This is a genomic window from Synechococcus sp. PCC 7335 (assembly GCF_000155595.1).
Classification (GTDB): domain Bacteria; phylum Cyanobacteriota; class Cyanobacteriia; order Phormidesmidales; family Phormidesmidaceae; genus Phormidesmis.
Genome location: NZ_DS989904.1, coordinates 38,615 through 54,043, shown reverse-complemented (window position 1 = coordinate 54,043; position 15,429 = coordinate 38,615). Strand labels below are relative to the sequence as shown.

Here is a 15,429-nt window from a genome sequence, read left to right as displayed (position 1 = left end):
GAGACCAGCTAGTGTAGCGCTTGAATACGCTACCGCTTTGGCTATCAATTTTCTGACTATAGGATGCAGCCAAAGAATGCAGCTAGCTGTCTTTGGAAACTACCCCTTTAGATATCACCCATCCTAGATACAACCGATCTTTGAATAAAGCCGACGTTTCTTTTTCAAAGGAAGCATCGGCTTTTTGTCAAGCCATAACGTCGCTTTGCCGCTCATAACAGTAATTTTTGTTAAAAATCCTCCAAATGCATACAAATTCAGGGGTTTCTCTGTTCAGATTGCGCAAGTACCCCTTAGAATGAGTCAGTAAATTTCCATGAGGTTTCAAGGGTTTCAGCGATTGCTGTCAATTGCTTGTAATCTTTTTATTTTGATAAGCCTCATACAAACTTCAAGCTTTGTCTATGGGCAGACACCTGTGGGCAAACATTAGTCGGCTCAGATCAAATCAACTTAGATCAAATCAACTCGTTCAAACTAACTCAATCATCCTCCGAGGAGATAAGCATGAATAAAGGTGAACTCGTCGATACAGTTGCAGAGAAGTCTTCGGTTACGAAGAAGCAGGCTGATGCTGTGATTTCAGCGGCTGTAGAGTCCATTATGGAAGCTGTGTCAAAAGGTGACAAGGTTACGCTAGTGGGCTTCGGCTCGTTTGAGCCACGTGATCGCAAGGAGCGGGAAGGCCGCAATCCTAAGACTGGTGACACCATGGTGATTCCAGCAACTACAGTGCCTGCGTTTTCGGCCGGTAAGCAATTTAAGGAAATGGTGGCAGGCAAAAAGAAGTAGTCACTGCTTTTTTGCTTGGCTCGTTCGAGAAATCTATGTCTAGACCGGTTCATGGTGGAAATCTGACTTGGGCCGCTGAGCTTGCACAGTGTCTTCCTAATGAACTGCTAGACTTTTCAGCTAGCATCAGCCCGCTTGGACCGCCTCCTTCTGTTCTAGAAGCGATCCAAGCGGCTTTCTCGTCTATAGCGGCATATCCCGATCCAGCCTATGGACTGCTGCGAGAGGCGATCGCCCGCTATCACCACTTACCTATTGACTATATTCTTCCTGGCAATGGCGCAGCAGAACTCCTGACCTATGCGGCCCGCGATCTAGCTTCATTACAACGGCCAACGCTAAAGCTTAGTCCTGGATTTAGCGACTATGATCGCGCTTTGAGATCGTTCGATGTCCAGCCGTTGAATATTCCTCTGTTAGAGATAGACGACTTGAATACGGACCGCTGGCGGTTTGAGCAGTGGGATGCTAGCTTGGCTGTTCCTAAAGGCATTCCACTCGATGAGTGCGGCTTTCTATTGAATAATCCGCATAATCCGACTGGAGCAGTCTTTGCAAGAAAGAAAGTGCGATCGCTCCTGTCAAAATTCGCGCTCGTTGTCGTTGACGAAGCATTCATGGATTTTTTGCCACCTCAGCAAGACCAGAGCGCGATTGAAGCCGTCTACGATTTTCCAAATCTAATTGTCATCCGCTCGCTGACGAAGTTCTACAGTATGCCGGGCGTGCGGCTAGGATATGCGATCGCCTATCCCCCAACCCTTAGCCGGTGGAGGCAATGGCGGGATCCGTGGTCGGTAAATACCTTCGCAGCCGCAGCCGGCATCGCTGCACTTCAGGACAATTCCTTTCAGCGCCAAACTTGGAAGTGGTTAGAATCAGCTAGGGCGCAGCTTTACCGTGGGCTAGCGTCGCTCAGGGGGTTGACCCCGCTTTCTAGCTACGTCAATTTCCTTCTGGTTGCCTGTGATGTTTCGACCACAGCGCTACAAGAGCAGCTCCTCAAACGCTATCAGATCTATATCCGTGACTGCATGAGCTTTGCAGAATTAGGCGATCGCTATTTTCGAGTGGCAATCAAAACTGAAAAGGAAAATCAGAAATTACTAGTAGCCCTAGCTGAGGTCCTACCTGAGTTGAGACCAGGGTAAAGTCAATGGCAGTTGAGTATGACTTAGTGATTCTTGGTGGAACGTTAGCGGGGCGAAATGCTGCGCTTCAGGCTGCTAGCTATGGCGCTAGAGTGGCCTTAGTAGAGCCACCAGGTTTGTTTTTGCTCAACCAGCGATGTCGCTTTCTGCTGCAAGCACTTCAGCAAATTGCGAATGGACAGCAAACGCAGGCAGTGAGTCAGTGGTTCGGTTACGAAACTCAGGACAGACCAAACTGGGCTTGGAGCGCTTTTTTGGAATGGAGTGCGATCGCTACTGAAACTCAAGATAGCGATCTCTCGGTGGCAGCGATGAGCGCCAAAGGCGTTGATGTCGTCTTAGAGATGCCTGTGCAGCTGTCTAAAAAAAGCTGGGTGACTACGTACAGTAGGCAGATAAAAGCGCGAGCGGTCTTAGCCGCTTTTGGCTTATCGCCCGATGTGTTTAAGCCGCTACTAAGTGCGACACAACTTCCTCAAAGAGTCATGGTTTGGGGCGGAGAGCTGCGATCACTACTGTGGGCTAAGGTGCTAGGCCAGCTCGGTGTCAAAGTGACGCTGCAGACAGTAGAGGTATTACCCGATTGGAATAAACAAGTGCAGCAACTGGCGCGATCGCAACTCACGCAAGCCGGTGTCACCTTTCTAGATCCAGCCGATACTCAGGTGATTGACAGCCAGTCAGACTGTACGCTGCGCTTTGGTACTGAACAACCCGCGCTGATCTTACCTAAGTTTGCCTATCGTTCCTCAGAGTATTCACCTTATCTAAGCGTCAATCGAAAATTACAAGCTGGAACGCCTCGCCTATTTGCTTGTGGTGCAGCAGTTCAAGGAAAGGCAGATACCGTCATCACTCATCAAGACCTTTCAGTTGCCATCAGAAATGCCCTATTTTTACCTACACGCCGACTTAAGCTTGGCCAAACAATCATAGCGGGTGGCCAGTTTGCGATGGCTGGGCTTACCCAGACTCAGGCAATCCACCGTTACGGTACTAAGGTGCAAGTAGAGGAAGTCACTCAAGCGAACAGCACCGACTTATCTAGAGCTACGCCCTCACCTAGCTATTGCCAGTTAGTGAGTGTCGATCGTCGGCTAGTAGGGATTCATTTAGTAGGCGATCGCGCCGCTGATTACATTTTGCCTTTAGCTGCTTTCCTCGGTCAGTCTGTAGCCCATCTTTGCCACAAGATTCCTAATGTCCCATCAACATCACCCGGTCATCTGTTGGCATTAGCGCAGGCAACAGCTAGACAATATCAACGGTCTCAGTGGGAGGTTGGACACTGGAAACGAGACTGGTCAGAAAACTGGTTTAACTGGCGGCGTAGTCATTAGGTCTGGAATCGGGCGCCTTTATATATCCTTCAATGAAATATTTAGATTGGCTCGACTTCCTTCTGGCTACTACCCTCGTAGCGGTACATCATGATTGTAGTCAGCGGCGTTGTCGGGCGGCGTTGGCAGCAGGTCGAAGAGTAGCTGAGGATATTGCTGGAACAAATGAAAAAAGATAGAGTCTCGGCGCATAGCAGTTGAGAAGAAGGTTCTTACGCTTTGGCCAGCGCCGCTTTTACCGCCGCGCTCTGGTCGCGGCGAGTGATCCAGCGGTGATAGGTGCGGTTGTGGACGGCCACTGAATGGCCCATCATCCGGGCAGAGACCGTGTCGGGCAGACCAACGCCAATGGTGCGAACGGCCCAGGCATGGCGCAGATCGTAGGGCGAAAACGGGATTTCATAGCGCCTAAACTGTTTGGAAACTAGCTGTCCAACGAGCTGAAGTGTGGTGGTGCTTAGATCGGTATTGACCTTAGGCAATCTAACTTCTCGTAGATTGAAAGCATCTACCCATTCGAGGGGGAAGGGCCAAACGTCGTGCTGGCCGGTTTTAGTGGCTTCTAGGACTTCGATAGCGGCTTCATCGTCGCCACTAGTGAGCATACTATAGTCGCTGTAGAAGACCTCGTGATTACGCAGGCCGTAGGTAGCCATGATGCCATAGACGAACTGCCAAGCCGGATTTTTGATTTTTTCGTAGGTCTGAAGGATTTCATCGTCGGTGGGGAGCCGACGAAGCTGAGTTTTGCTGTTACCGTAGCTACCCCAATAAGCCTTTAGCTCGATTGGCAAAGAAATATTGAGAAAGCTCGCTAGTGCCTCTAGCGCCGTGCAGCAGATCTGACGACTGCGAGAGTTTGCCTTAGTGCTCTGGACAGTGGCGTAGATGGCTTCGGGCAAAGAGTAACTAGGGTGCTGAGCTGCGATCGCCTGTAGCTTGTTGAAGTAAGGAACGTACGCCTTTTCCCATGTGGTGCGAGTTGATGACGGTTTGGCTATGCCAGCGCGCGATTCAAAAAAGTGGTTCTTAAAGACTGCAATCTGTGCCCCGATGTCTGCCCCAGTCCGTTTTAATCCAGCCGTTGGACCCAGGTAGTCTTGCCAGCTGAACGTGTTTTCGATTAGCCGAGCAGCGACAACTTTGGCTGTCTTTTCAATTTGCTTTAGCCCGGCTTTGTTGGCAGGAAGGCTAAGCGGAATACGCTGCTGGTAGGCTTTGAGTTTAGGACTGTCAGGACGAGGTGGCAGGGTGCCGCGTAAGTTGAGTTTATCGCCACGACGCTCGATTTTGAGTCCGAGCTTGGCAGCCTTGAACCGCTGATTGACTTTGGCAAGCGGCGCATCTATTGGGTGTTTTGCTGTTTCTGTGGCAATTTCCGCTGAAGGGAATGTCTCAGGCATAACGTTAGTTGTTACGATAGACAAAGATTATTAAAACACTAAGCGTCAGGGTACGCGATTCACTATGAGCCGTGTGGGAGTTTTGTTACTGAATCTGGGTGGACCAGAGAAGCCGGAGGACGTGCAGCCCTTTTTGTTTAATCTGTTTTCGGATCCTGAGATCATCCGAATTCCTTTCCCTGCTTTGCAAAAGCCCCTAGCCTGGTTTATCTCAAGTCGGCGGGCAAAAACGTCTCAAGAAAACTATCAGCAGATCGGTGGCGGCTCACCACTAAGACGAATTACAGAGGAGCAAGGGTCGGCGCTAAAAGAAGCGCTTAAAGAAAAAGGAAAGGACGCTGAGGTGTATGTGGGGATGCGCTATTGGCACCCATTTACCGAAGAGGCGATCGCCCGGATTAAAAAAGACGGTATCGAACAGCTGGTCGTCTTACCACTCTATCCTCAGTATTCGATCAGCACTAGCGGTTCTAGCTTTCGCCTGCTAGAGCAAATTTGGCAGGAAGACCCCGCTTTGACCCCAATCGACTACACCCTGATTGAGTCCTGGTATGCGCGTCCTGGCTACGTAAATTCCATGGCTGATTTGATCCGCATAGAACTAGATAAGCTACCAAACCCTAATGAGGCTCATATCTTCTTTAGTGCCCATGGTGTGCCAGTCAGCTATGTAGAAGAGTTTGGCGATCCTTATCAGAAAGAAATCGAGCACTGCACTGATTTAATTATGCAGGCGTTGGGTCGGCCTAACGACTACACGCTGGCATATCAGAGCCGAGTCGGTCCGATTGAATGGTTGCAGCCTTATACAGAAGACGCGATTGAAGCGCTAGCGAATAAAGGTATCAAAGATCTCGTTGTCGTGCCCATTAGCTTTGTTTCAGAGCATATTGAGACGCTGCAAGAGATTGACATCGAGTATCGCGAGATTGCGGAAGAGCGAGGAATTGAGGGTTTCCACCGAGTGCCGGCGTTAGATACCTATCCGCGCTTTGTGGTGGATATGGCGGATATGGTTGAGGAGGCCCTAAGCGGCAAACCTGTGCATTTTTCCGACCTGGTAAAGCCGGAGAAGAAGGTGCGAATCTATCCGCAAGATAAGTCTGCTTGGGGAATGACGCCAGTCGCTGAAGTATGGAATGGACGGCTAGCGATGCTAGGATTTTTGGCGCTGCTGGCAGAGATTGTCACTGGACAGGGTCCTTTGCACCTGATCGGGCTGCTGTAGCTGTACTGCTCTGCCGTTGTTAGCATGTCGATGAGCATTCTAGTTTTCTGATGACTACCCTAGCTTTCTCTGTCAGTACCTATGGCTAAGGAATTCCGGCTACAGATCAAGATTTTGTTTGGCATTGTCGTTTTGTTATGGGCGATAGAGATTGTCGACCAGGTGGTGTTTCGAGGTGCGCTAAATAATTTTGGGATTCGTCCGCGATCGCTCCCTGGTCTTTTCGGTATCTTCTTTGCTCCATTCTTGCATGGTAATTTTGCGCACTTGATTGCAAATACAGTGCCACTGGTGAGCTTGGGATGGCTGATCATGCTGCGAGAGACTGAAGACTTTATCTGGGTAAGTATTATTTCAGCGATAGTCGGCGGTTTTGGAACTTGGCTGATTGGTTCACCCGCTAGTCATATTGGGGCAAGCGGCGTTATTTTTGGCTACTTTGGCTTTCTGCTACTGCGTGGGTATTTCGAGCGGAGCGCGGTGGCGATCGCCTTCTCGCTCTTGGTTGCATTTTTATACGGCGGTATCATCTGGGGTGTACTACCCACTCAACCAGGGGTCTCGTGGGAAGGTCACTTATTTGGCTTTCTAGGCGGTGTGCTAGCGGCCAGACTATTATCAAGACCCAAACAGCCCTCTAACGACTTTTAGAACGGCCGACTTTTAGAACGGCAACTTTTAGATATAGACTTCCTGATTGCCTGATACCGCGTCGGTTAGATAGTTGGCGGCCGCTTCTACCGCTGCAACTGCATTTTCATATAGCATCCTTGTAGGTCCTAACACGCCTAGGCTGCCTGTGGGCCCCGGCGCATGTCCATACCGAGAGGCGACTAGCGCACAGGCACGCATCGGCTCGAGTGGATTCTCTGCGCCAATCCAAATCCTAATCCTTTGCTGATTGGTCAGCGCACTTCCTGATTTTATTTCCGAAGGTAGAGGAGCAGCGATCAAAGGCCAAAGCTGATCGCGACCATCTTCTAAAAGTTGAACGATGCTGCGAATTTGCTCACGTTCGGCAAACTCCGGCTGATCTAGCGCGCCAGCTAGACCACTGATCAAAATCTGAGTATTTGGCAGAACACGTGATTTTCTAGACAAGTCGGTAATTGCGCTTTGAAGCGCCTCTGCATACCTTTGAAAAGTCTGATCTAAGTTTGACCAGTCTAGCTCTGCATCGTGTAAAGAGCGGCCTTTCAGCTGGTCAGTTAAAAAATTAGAAAGCACCTGTAGCTCGGCGTCGATATCTTTAGGCTCATCTTCGAGTTCGCTATCTATCGGCAGTAAGATCGAATGGTTGTGATAGATATCTAGAACAATCAATAGAATTTGGCGATCGCTAACCCGCACCAGCTTCAAATGCTTGATAGTCGAGGCTTCTACGTGGGGTAAGGTTACTAGCGCAATATAGCCACTCAATCTTGAAAGTACCTGAGCCGACTCTTTAAGCAGCGCTTCCATAGCGATACCGTCCCAATCGAGCTTATTACTCAGTGTCGTTTCCATCTGGCGCGTCAGGGGCTTTGACGGCATCATCAGCTCATCTACATACCTACGGTAGCCAGAGTCAGAAGGAATACGACCTGCAGAGGTATGCGGCTGATAGAGCAAACCAGAGCCTTCTAAAGCGCTCATTACATTCCGAATGGTTGCTGAGCTTACCTGGAGATCGTATCCATCTGCTAAAGACTTAGAACCGACGGGTTCTGCTGTGTCGACATAGTGACGCACCGTAGCGCGAAGAATATCTTGCTGCCTGGAGTTAAGCTTCATAAACCTACGGTGTGATCACTCTTAATAGAAATGCCCACGCATGTCTATTACGTACACATCATCTACAGCAACGTCCTATAGAACATCTATGGGAACGCTTTAGTACCAGTCCCTCTAAAGCATAAAGGATCATTTCAGCCTCTTACCGTTCGCTGTGCGCATTTTAGGCGAGGTTTACCGATTGCGATCCCCAATTTGAGTAAGGATACCTTCAGCTATACAGCAGAACTGCGGTAAACACCCCAATACCTGGTAAATTCAGAGAGTTACCGTAATGTTTTAAATTTTAGCTATCGCTGCGTTTTCACCTTCACTGGACTCCTGAGTTGTCAGGTTACGCCATCATGTCTGATCTTCCCTTTACTCTTGACCAGCTTCGTATCCTAAAGGCGATCGCCGCCGAGGGTAGCTTTAAGCGGGCAGCTGACAGTCTCTATGTCTCTCAGCCCGCTGTTAGCCTACAGGTACAAAACCTAGAGCGGCAGCTAGATGTCCCCCTGTTTGACAGAGGCGGAAGAAGAGCGCAACTGACGGAAGCAGGACATCTGCTATTGGAATATGGTGATCGCATTCTTAGCCTGTGTCAAGAAACCTGCCGCGCGATTGAAGATCTACAAAACCTGCAAGGCGGAACGCTAATCATCGGTGCTAGTCAAACTACCGGCACCTACCTACTGCCTCGCATGATCGGTCAATTTCGTCAGCGCTACCCTGAAGTCGCTGTTCAACTCCATGTGCACTCCACCCGCCGCACCTCGTGGAGCGTTGCTAACGGCCAAATAGATCTCGCTATCATTGGTGGAGAAGTCCCCCCAGAACTGCAAGATTCCCTCGAGATCGCTTCTTACGCAGAAGATGAGCTAGCGCTAATTATGCCAGTTTTTCATCCGCTAGCGACTAATGAGACAATTGCCCGTAGCGACTTGTACAAACTGAAGTTCATCACGCTAGATTCTCAGTCCACTATTCGTAAAGTGATCGATCAGGTATTAGCCCGCGGTGGTATTGAAACTCGCAGACTGCGCGTAGAGATGGAGCTAAACTCGATTGAAGCTATCAAGAATGCTGTTCAATCTGGCTTAGGTGTAGCGTTTGCCTCTACCTCCTCTATTGAAAAAGAATTGCAAATGGGTGTGATTCATCGAGCCCGGATTGAATCTGTCGAAGTCAAACGGACCCTCTCTGTGATTTTTAATCCCAATCGCTATCGCTCAAAAGCAGCTGAGGCCTTTACCAAAGAAATCTTGCCGCAGTTTACAAACCGGGCGCTAGAGTTCAAGAAGGCTAGTGTTAAATCTAATGGGAAAGTCAACGGCAAATCCAACGCTGAAGACAAATTTTCTGAAGACGAGTTTCCTGAGGAAAAATCCACACAGGCTACTCAGGAAACATCTGCTACAGTGCCTGATAAGGCCAAAGCCGCAGTCGATGCTGAGGCCAGTCGCTAGCGGTCGAGTTTTTGTGACCTTCCTTTATGCAACTGCACTGCACTCGTCCTAAGTGTTCATCGCCGATCAATCATTTTTCGGACCTCGATAATCCCAACTTACCGCATCCCCTAGCTCAAAAGTACTGCAGCGCCTGTCGTATGGAGCTCATTTTGCGCGGTCGCTATTTGCCAGTAAGTCTGTTGGGTAAGGGGGGATTTGGTACTGCTTTTCTAGCAAAGGATTTTGATTCGCCAACGCAACGGCGCTGTGTAGTGAAGCTATTTCAGCCGCCGGTTACGCTAACGCCACCGCAGCTAGCGACCGCCCAACGGTTGTTCAACCAAGAAGCGATTGTGCTAGAGCGATTGGGATTGCAACATCCGAGAATTCCGAACCTGTATGCTTATTTCCCTCTGCTGGTCACCAACCCGTTGAACAACCAGTCTGAAGAGCTGTTTTATCTAGTTCAAGAGTACGTTGAGGGAGACGATCTAGAAAAGCTACTTGATCGCCAAGGTAGATTTTCTGAACCTGATATTGAGAAAGTACTGGCAGCGATGCTAGATGTACTAGGCTTTGTACATGACAATGGCGCGATCCACCGAGATGTCAAACCTTCAAATATCATTCAGGGTAAAGACGGTAAGCTATCGCTGCTAGATTTTGGCGCAGTAAAGGAGGTCACCACGCCGACAGCAGGTCGGCGTGGCCCAACCACAATCTGTTCACCCGACTATGCACCGCCAGAACAGATCATGAGTGGCCAGGTCGACCAAACATCCGATCTGTATGCGTTGGCGGCTACGTGTGTAGTGCTACTGACCGATAGAGACTCGAATCAGCTACGTGATCCGGTGTCGAACCGATGGAACTGGCAGTCGTCTACTCAGATTTCTACAGGGTTGGCACAGGTGCTAGAAAAGATGCTGCAACCTAAGCCGAGAGATCGTTTCCCTAATGCCGCGGCGGTCGTAGAAGCACTCACGAAAAATGCACAATCGACAGTAAGCCCCCAGGCGAGAGCCACTGGCAGAGCCATCATGGGTTCATCTGCTCAATCTGCTCAATCTGTCTCTGTCACTCCTTCCCAGCCCAAGCCTACCCCTCCACTCGCCAATCCAAAAGTTGGCTCACCAGCAAATCCGAAGCAGTCTTCACCGCCTGTAGTACCTGCTAGCGCTCCCGTGCAGCTGCTATCTGTGCCTCGGTTCTTAGGTAACGCCGCGTTTGCAGGTGTAGAAGGAGGACTGCTAGCGGTCGCCTGTCTTAGCACGTTAGGAACCACACTAGTCGGTGGTGGCGCTTGGCTGGCAATGCTAGCTGTACTGGTCGCTCTTCAGTTGCGGCGAGCGATCGAGGGCATGGACCTTGTCATCATTGCTGGAGTAACCCTTGCGGTTATCGCCTTCTTTAGCCCCCTACATTCTATTTTAGGTGGGGGCGGCTGGGTGCCGATTGCGGTCATCGCGATGATGGCCGGAGGGGTTATGGTGATCGTTGCGATTGTCTTTCGGCTAATATTTAGCTTGCTTTCCCGTATCATGTGAGAAATCAGACATCTTTGTTTAGATAGAGTCGATCCAAACAGTCTTATGGCCCAAAAGAATGAGCTGCCTACTCTAATTGCTGCGCTGCTGTTTACGGCTGCGCTACTGGGTGGGGGCGGCTGGTTTCTGGTGAATCAGTTCACTGATAGGGCCGGTCCTGTTGTGTCTTCAGAGCGCGGCGATGGGACAGGTACTACTGATTCTTCAGGTGATCAGGCAGGCGCTACTAATTCCTCCAATGCTTCACTGGTAACTGGTGCTGATGGCTCATCTGGGCGATCACTGCTGCCCGGGGCAGTGTCTGCGGCTAAGCAAAGAGGGCTAGACGCGCTTGCTGAGCAGGATTTTCAGACCGCTCAGGCAGAGTTTTCGGCAGCATTGCAAGCAGAGCCAAACGATCCAGAATCTTTGATCTATCTCAACAACGCCCAGATTGGCAACGCCGCTGCTCATACTATTGCAGTGGTAGTCCCGGTGGGCAGTGCCTTGAATGCTTCGCTAGAGATGATGCGCGGAGTGGCCCAAGCTCAAACGGAAATCAATCAAGCAGGCGGCACAACGCCTTTGAAGGTGCTATTGCTTGACGATAGGGGCGATCCAGAAACTGCAGTCGAAGTGGCCGAAAGTTTGGCCGCAGACGATTCTGTCTTAGGTGTGGTAGGTCATTACACGAGCGATGCGACTTTGGCAGCGGCAGCGGTGTATGAGGCGGGCGAACTGACGATGGTTTCACCCACGAGTACAGCGGTGAGTATTTCGAATGCGGGTGACTATATCTTTCGCACGGTTCCTAGCGATCGCCTAGCCGCTGCCACGCTAGCCCGGTACATGCTCAACGAAATCGATCAGCAGCAGGCCGTTGTTTTCTTCGATAGCAACAGTGCCTATAGCCGCTCTGTGAAGTCAGAATTTACTACAGAGCTGCTGAGTAACGGCGGTAGTGTGGTGGCTGATTTTGATATTAGCCAGCCAGGATTTAGTGCGGGGCAAGCCCTTCAAGAGGCGAAGAGGCTAGGCGCTCAAGTCGTGATGCTGGCGCTGACGGCGGATACCAATGACATTGCTCTACAGATCATTTCGGTCAACCAAAAGGAGCTACCGATGATTGGTGGTGATGACATGTACAACTTCAAGATCCTAGATGTGGGCCGGGCCAATGCAGAGGGGTTAGTCGTGGCTGTGCCGTGGCATATTCTCAGCTATGAGCAAAGTCGGTTTGTCAGTGAATCTCGTCGACTATGGGGAGGTGATGTCAACTGGCGGACGGTGATGGCCTATGACGCAGTCAGTACGCTGGTTGCGGCTATTGACCAGGATGCGACTAGAGAAGGCGTTGCCACTATCTTGGCGGAACCTGATTTTAGTGCGTCTGGGGCAACTGAGACAGTAAGATTTTTACCGACGGGCGATCGCAATCAGCCATCACAGCTAGTAGAGGTAGTGCCTGGCAGTCGTTCGGGGACTGGATTTGACTATGTTCCCGTAGAGTAGATGCCCCTGGAGGAAATCAAGGATATTCACCATCAGCTTTTGATGGTTGCCTCTACGCTGAGCCCTGAACTCAGCTTCGCTATCCAACAGAATGGCCTGTTAGAGCTGGTTGCAAAGCAAGATCGGCCGTTTGTAGAGCAACTGTGTCGGACGGTCGTGGGACAGCAGCTTTCACTCAAAGCAGCTGCTTCGATTTGGGCACGGCTAGTCGCCAGCGTGCCAGCAGACGTGAATTTTGTCGACTACCTAGTAAGAGTTGATCCAGCTGTGTTGAGAGGCTGCGGGTTGTCAGGCGCTAAGGTGAGGACGGTGGTGGCGATCGCCCAAGCGGCCCGAGCCAATCAGTTAGATGCAAAAGAACTCGGCGCGCTGAACCACACCGAACGGACCAAACGTCTCACTGTGCTTTGGGGAGTTGGTCAGTGGACGGCTGATATGATGGGAATCTTCTACTTTGCCGATGCGAATATCTGGCCTGACGGCGACGTCACCGCCAAGAAGACGTTAGAAAGGCTTACTAGCAAACGTAGGAAAACGATTCGCACAGCGGTCCGATTCGCACCTTATCGGTCATATCTAGCCCTGCATATGTGGCGCTATGTCGATGCTGTCCCAGACTAGCAATCCTTTGATCATTTAACTAGAAGCACTAGGCCAGTACCCAATAGAACACAGCCTGACATCATATTCAAGGTCCTTTGAACTCGAACATCTTCCAAGACTTTCTTTGCCCTATCTGCTAGATACGCCTCTGTTGTTTTCACACCGCCTATGATCAGCGCTGCCATCCCCATGATCAGCAATGTCTGGTGAATGGATATTGTTTGTAGATTGACGAAAGCTGGAAACAGTCCCATATAGAAAAGAATTGCGCCCGGGTCTCCTAGTGTGATCAACAATCCACTGAAAAAGCTGGCATACCCAGAAGATCGTTTTGAAGCTGATAGGTTTGTTGCTCTGACGCAGCTGCCTTTAAATGCACTTTGATTAAATGCACCTTTAAGTGTGTTAGCGCCTAGCCAAACCAAATATGCGGCGCAAATGTATCTAACCGAGGAGAACAAACCACTCATCGATTCGGCAACTTCGCTGAGGCTGTAGATAGCGAAAGCAATAAATAAGAAATCACCTGCGACAATGCCTAGTGTCATCATCATGCCTTGCCGAAAACCAGCCGTTAGTGACCGAGCAACCACCGCAAAATCACTAGGTCCTGGCGTGGCGGACAGCACAAACATAACGCTAAATAAAGCAGCAGCCTGACTAAAACTCATACAAGAGAGTTTACCAGTTCTTCTAAACTGTTAGGCTGCTATGGTTACCTTCTGAGCATAGAGATAAAGCGCAAATTCCATGAGCGAGAAAATAAGTCAACCTGCAGTCCTTTCTGCTGGAGACGAATTTCCCACGTACTCTCAATCTGCTACCAAGGTTCGGCATGTGGGCCGGTGGCTATTAGGACTATTCGCGATCGCCTTAATGATCCGCCTGACCTATCTAGTCGCCAAACCTGCCTGGATGGACGAAATCTCGACTATACTCTTCAGCCTTGGCAATTCTTCTAGACTCATTCCAACCGATCAAATCATCACATTAGAACAGATTGTTCGCCCCTTGCGTCTCACGCCTAGCGCAACGGCAGCAGACACCGTAACTTACCTGCTTGCAGAAAACAATCATCCACCTGCTTACTTTGTCTTGGCTCACTGGTGGATGGTGTTTTTTCACTGGCTGATAGGCGAAGCGGATGGGTATGCTTCTGTCTGGGCAGCTAGGGCTTTGCCTGCTTTTTTCGGTGCGATCGCTGTCCCTGTTAGCTACTGGGTTGGTTGGATTAGCTTTCGCGATCGGCTAACGGCCCTGCTATGTGCTGCTCTGATGGTGGTTTCTCCCTTTTCTATCTTTCTCTCTCAAGAGGCCCGGCACTATACGCTAGCGATTCTAGCGGTGATGGGGTCTTTGGGTTGTTTCGTACTAGCTGTTCGAGCGGTAGAAGGCCGGCGAGCGATAGGTTGGCCGGTAGTCTTAGGTTGGATAGTCATTAATTCATTCGGCGTGGCGGTGCACTACTTTTGTGCCATTACTCATTTTGTCGAAGGGTTGGTGTTATTGTGCTTGCTTGTTCGAGACTTTAGTCAAGATAGGTGGGCTGGGTTGCGATCGCGATGGATCCAGATCTATATTGTGGCGCTAGGAACCTCTGCTGGAATTTTGCTGTGGCTACCGATTCTGTTAAATTTCTATGGCAGTCCCCAGACGACTTATATCACCGGTTCTAGAGATCTTAGCTTTTGGTTAAGCCCAGTTGCCCAATCAGTCGCAGGCTGGCTGTACGCGATTCTAGCACCCGTGTCTAGTGGCTATGGACCGGTGGCTGTGACGACGATTGTTGTTTCTTGTGTCGTGTTGTTGTTTGGCTATGTGCCGTGGCTTGTGCCATGGCTTGTGCGATCTTTCAAGCTTCAATGGCAGCAACCCGAACGGCACATAGGATTACTAGCCATCGGTGGATTCTTCATCATGAGTAATATAGTCTTTTTGGCAATTTGTTATGGTGCTGGATTCGATATTACTCGTGGTCATCGATACAGCTTTGTTTTTTATCCTAGTATTGTGATTTTAGTCGGTGCGTTGCTGGCTCCTTTTTGGACTAGAGATGGCGAGCATATGTTTGCTCAGATTAAATTACCGCTGGTTAGGCAATACATCAGTGGTCGGGCTTTTGTAATGACTGTTTTGGGTGTGAGCTTTTTGGGATCTCTAGTAATTGTTCTAGATCGTACGCATCTAAAATTCTATCAAGCCGATCGGTTTGTCGATTTTATCCAAGCAGAATCGATATATCCAGTCATCTTAGGGGCTCAGACGGTCGTAGGTAATCAGCCGAGCGTATATGGTATTGAAATCGTGTCAGTAGCGTGGGAAATTCAACAGCAGCTAGAAAAAGATTTGGAAGCGCGATCGCAGTGGAAAAGCGAACCACGCTTTATTTTATTAAAGAGAGATTTGATTACAAACAACGATCTTGAAGGAACCCTTAGAGGGTTGGTTCGTTCTGAGTCACAGCTGTTTGATTTATGGATGTTAGGAATTTCACCCTCATTAGAGCCTGCAGGCTGTGGCGAGCCTCTTCGAGGAAACAAAGGATCGTTTTCTTATAGCCATTACATCTGCGGTAATGCTTAGTTCATCACCTTCAAACCTATTGAATAAACTAGCCTACAGGTACTCGCACGCACGCGTTGTCTTTGGCTGTCGCAAGGGGTTAGATACT

General features: G+C 49.8%; 14 protein-coding genes. 10 read left to right on the top strand and 4 right to left on the bottom strand.

Going from position 1 to position 15,429, the window contains the following annotated elements:
- The first annotated feature begins 507 nt into the window (after positions 1-507).
- From S7335_RS00235 to S7335_RS00225, 3 genes are read left to right on the top strand one after another with little or no spacing between them, the layout of a single operon-like run.
- Entirely contained in the window at positions 508-792 is a 285-nt protein-coding gene (locus S7335_RS00235; protein WP_006453939.1) for an HU family DNA-binding protein, read from the top strand.
- Positions 793-827: 35 nt separating this feature from the next.
- Complete coding sequence (cobD, locus tag S7335_RS00230; RefSeq protein ID WP_006457247.1) at positions 828-1,943, top strand: threonine-phosphate decarboxylase CobD; 1,116 nt, start codon at positions 828-830, stop codon at positions 1,941-1,943.
- A 5-nt stretch (positions 1,944-1,948) separates the two neighbouring features.
- On the top strand, positions 1,949-3,283 hold the full coding sequence (locus tag S7335_RS00225; protein WP_006455748.1) for an FAD-dependent oxidoreductase: 1,335 nt from the start codon (positions 1,949-1,951) through the stop codon (positions 3,281-3,283).
- A gap of 69 nt (positions 3,284-3,352) precedes the next feature.
- Here S7335_RS00225 and S7335_RS26520 read toward each other — a convergent pair whose 3' ends face one another.
- Positions 3,353-3,475: a DUF2887 domain-containing protein gene (locus tag S7335_RS26520; protein WP_006455440.1), complete on the bottom strand. Its 123-nt coding sequence runs from the start codon at positions 3,473-3,475 to the stop codon at positions 3,353-3,355.
- A 20-nt stretch (positions 3,476-3,495) separates the two neighbouring features.
- Positions 3,496-4,686 (bottom strand): site-specific integrase, encoded by a 1,191-nt coding sequence (locus S7335_RS00220; RefSeq protein ID WP_006454670.1) that lies wholly within the window; start codon positions 4,684-4,686, stop codon positions 3,496-3,498.
- 64 nt (positions 4,687-4,750) lie between these two features.
- Here S7335_RS00220 and hemH point away from each other — a divergent pair, with 64 nt between their 5' ends.
- Both hemH and S7335_RS00210 read left to right on the top strand, forming a co-directional pair.
- The gene (gene hemH, locus S7335_RS00215; protein ID WP_038015304.1) at positions 4,751-5,914 is read left to right on the top strand and encodes a ferrochelatase; all 1,164 of its coding nucleotides are present in this window, start codon (positions 4,751-4,753) and stop codon (positions 5,912-5,914) included.
- Positions 5,915-5,995: 81 nt separating this feature from the next.
- Entirely contained in the window at positions 5,996-6,565 is a 570-nt protein-coding gene (locus S7335_RS00210; RefSeq protein ID WP_006454481.1) for a rhomboid family intramembrane serine protease, read from the top strand.
- A 27-nt stretch (positions 6,566-6,592) separates the two neighbouring features.
- Here the strand turns inward: S7335_RS00210 and hrcA are convergent, their stop codons facing one another.
- Positions 6,593-7,687 (bottom strand): heat-inducible transcriptional repressor HrcA, encoded by a 1,095-nt coding sequence (gene hrcA / locus S7335_RS00205; protein WP_006454111.1) that lies wholly within the window; start codon positions 7,685-7,687, stop codon positions 6,593-6,595.
- A gap of 344 nt (positions 7,688-8,031) precedes the next feature.
- Here hrcA and S7335_RS00200 point away from each other — a divergent pair, with 344 nt between their 5' ends.
- From S7335_RS00200 to S7335_RS00185, 4 genes are read left to right on the top strand one after another with little or no spacing between them, the layout of a single operon-like run.
- On the top strand, positions 8,032-9,135 hold the full coding sequence (locus tag S7335_RS00200) for a LysR family transcriptional regulator (RefSeq protein ID WP_006455132.1): 1,104 nt from the start codon (positions 8,032-8,034) through the stop codon (positions 9,133-9,135).
- 26 nt (positions 9,136-9,161) lie between these two features.
- Positions 9,162-10,664: a serine/threonine-protein kinase gene (locus tag S7335_RS00195; RefSeq protein WP_038015302.1), complete on the top strand. Its 1,503-nt coding sequence runs from the start codon at positions 9,162-9,164 to the stop codon at positions 10,662-10,664.
- Between the two features lie 45 nt (positions 10,665-10,709).
- Entirely contained in the window at positions 10,710-12,155 is a 1,446-nt protein-coding gene (locus tag S7335_RS00190; RefSeq protein WP_006455777.1) for an ABC transporter substrate-binding protein, read from the top strand.
- Positions 12,156-12,776 carry a DNA-3-methyladenine glycosylase gene (locus S7335_RS00185; protein ID WP_038015300.1) on the top strand — a complete coding sequence of 207 codons (621 nt, stop codon included), beginning with the start codon at positions 12,156-12,158 and terminating at the stop codon, positions 12,774-12,776.
- 11 nt (positions 12,777-12,787) lie between these two features.
- Here S7335_RS00185 and S7335_RS00180 read toward each other — a convergent pair whose 3' ends face one another.
- Positions 12,788-13,429, bottom strand: coding sequence for a LysE family translocator (locus tag S7335_RS00180; protein WP_006455408.1), 642 nt, complete (start codon positions 13,427-13,429; stop codon positions 12,788-12,790).
- A 79-nt stretch (positions 13,430-13,508) separates the two neighbouring features.
- Between S7335_RS00180 and S7335_RS25570 the strand changes: the two genes are divergently transcribed.
- Positions 13,509-15,341 carry a phospholipid carrier-dependent glycosyltransferase gene (locus S7335_RS25570; protein ID WP_006455941.1) on the top strand — a complete coding sequence of 611 codons (1,833 nt, stop codon included), beginning with the start codon at positions 13,509-13,511 and terminating at the stop codon, positions 15,339-15,341.
- Positions 15,342-15,429 lie beyond the last annotated feature (88 nt).

What these genes read in the sequence shown, in the direction of transcription:
- S7335_RS00235 (WP_006453939.1), top strand. Translation starts at nt 508, where the DNA reads ATGAATAAAGGTGAACTCGTCGATACAGTTGCAGAGAAGTCTTCGGTT.
- cobD (WP_006457247.1), top strand. Translation starts at nt 828, where the DNA reads ATGTCTAGACCGGTTCATGGTGGAAATCTGACTTGGGCCGCTGAGCTT.
- S7335_RS00225 (WP_006455748.1), top strand. Translation starts at nt 1,949, where the DNA reads ATGGCAGTTGAGTATGACTTAGTGATTCTTGGTGGAACGTTAGCGGGG.
- S7335_RS26520 (WP_006455440.1), bottom strand. Translation starts at nt 3,475, where the DNA reads ATGCGCCGAGACTCTATCTTTTTTCATTTGTTCCAGCAATATCCTCAG.
- S7335_RS00220 (WP_006454670.1), bottom strand. Translation starts at nt 4,686, where the DNA reads ATGCCTGAGACATTCCCTTCAGCGGAAATTGCCACAGAAACAGCAAAA.
- hemH (WP_038015304.1), top strand. Translation starts at nt 4,751, where the DNA reads ATGAGCCGTGTGGGAGTTTTGTTACTGAATCTGGGTGGACCAGAGAAG.
- S7335_RS00210 (WP_006454481.1), top strand. Translation starts at nt 5,996, where the DNA reads ATGGCTAAGGAATTCCGGCTACAGATCAAGATTTTGTTTGGCATTGTC.
- hrcA (WP_006454111.1), bottom strand. Translation starts at nt 7,687, where the DNA reads ATGAAGCTTAACTCCAGGCAGCAAGATATTCTTCGCGCTACGGTGCGT.
- S7335_RS00200 (WP_006455132.1), top strand. Translation starts at nt 8,032, where the DNA reads ATGTCTGATCTTCCCTTTACTCTTGACCAGCTTCGTATCCTAAAGGCG.
- S7335_RS00195 (WP_038015302.1), top strand. Translation starts at nt 9,162, where the DNA reads ATGCAACTGCACTGCACTCGTCCTAAGTGTTCATCGCCGATCAATCAT.
- S7335_RS00190 (WP_006455777.1), top strand. Translation starts at nt 10,710, where the DNA reads ATGGCCCAAAAGAATGAGCTGCCTACTCTAATTGCTGCGCTGCTGTTT.
- S7335_RS00185 (WP_038015300.1), top strand. Translation starts at nt 12,156, where the DNA reads ATGCCCCTGGAGGAAATCAAGGATATTCACCATCAGCTTTTGATGGTT.
- S7335_RS00180 (WP_006455408.1), bottom strand. Translation starts at nt 13,429, where the DNA reads ATGAGTTTTAGTCAGGCTGCTGCTTTATTTAGCGTTATGTTTGTGCTG.
- S7335_RS25570 (WP_006455941.1), top strand. Translation starts at nt 13,509, where the DNA reads ATGAGCGAGAAAATAAGTCAACCTGCAGTCCTTTCTGCTGGAGACGAA.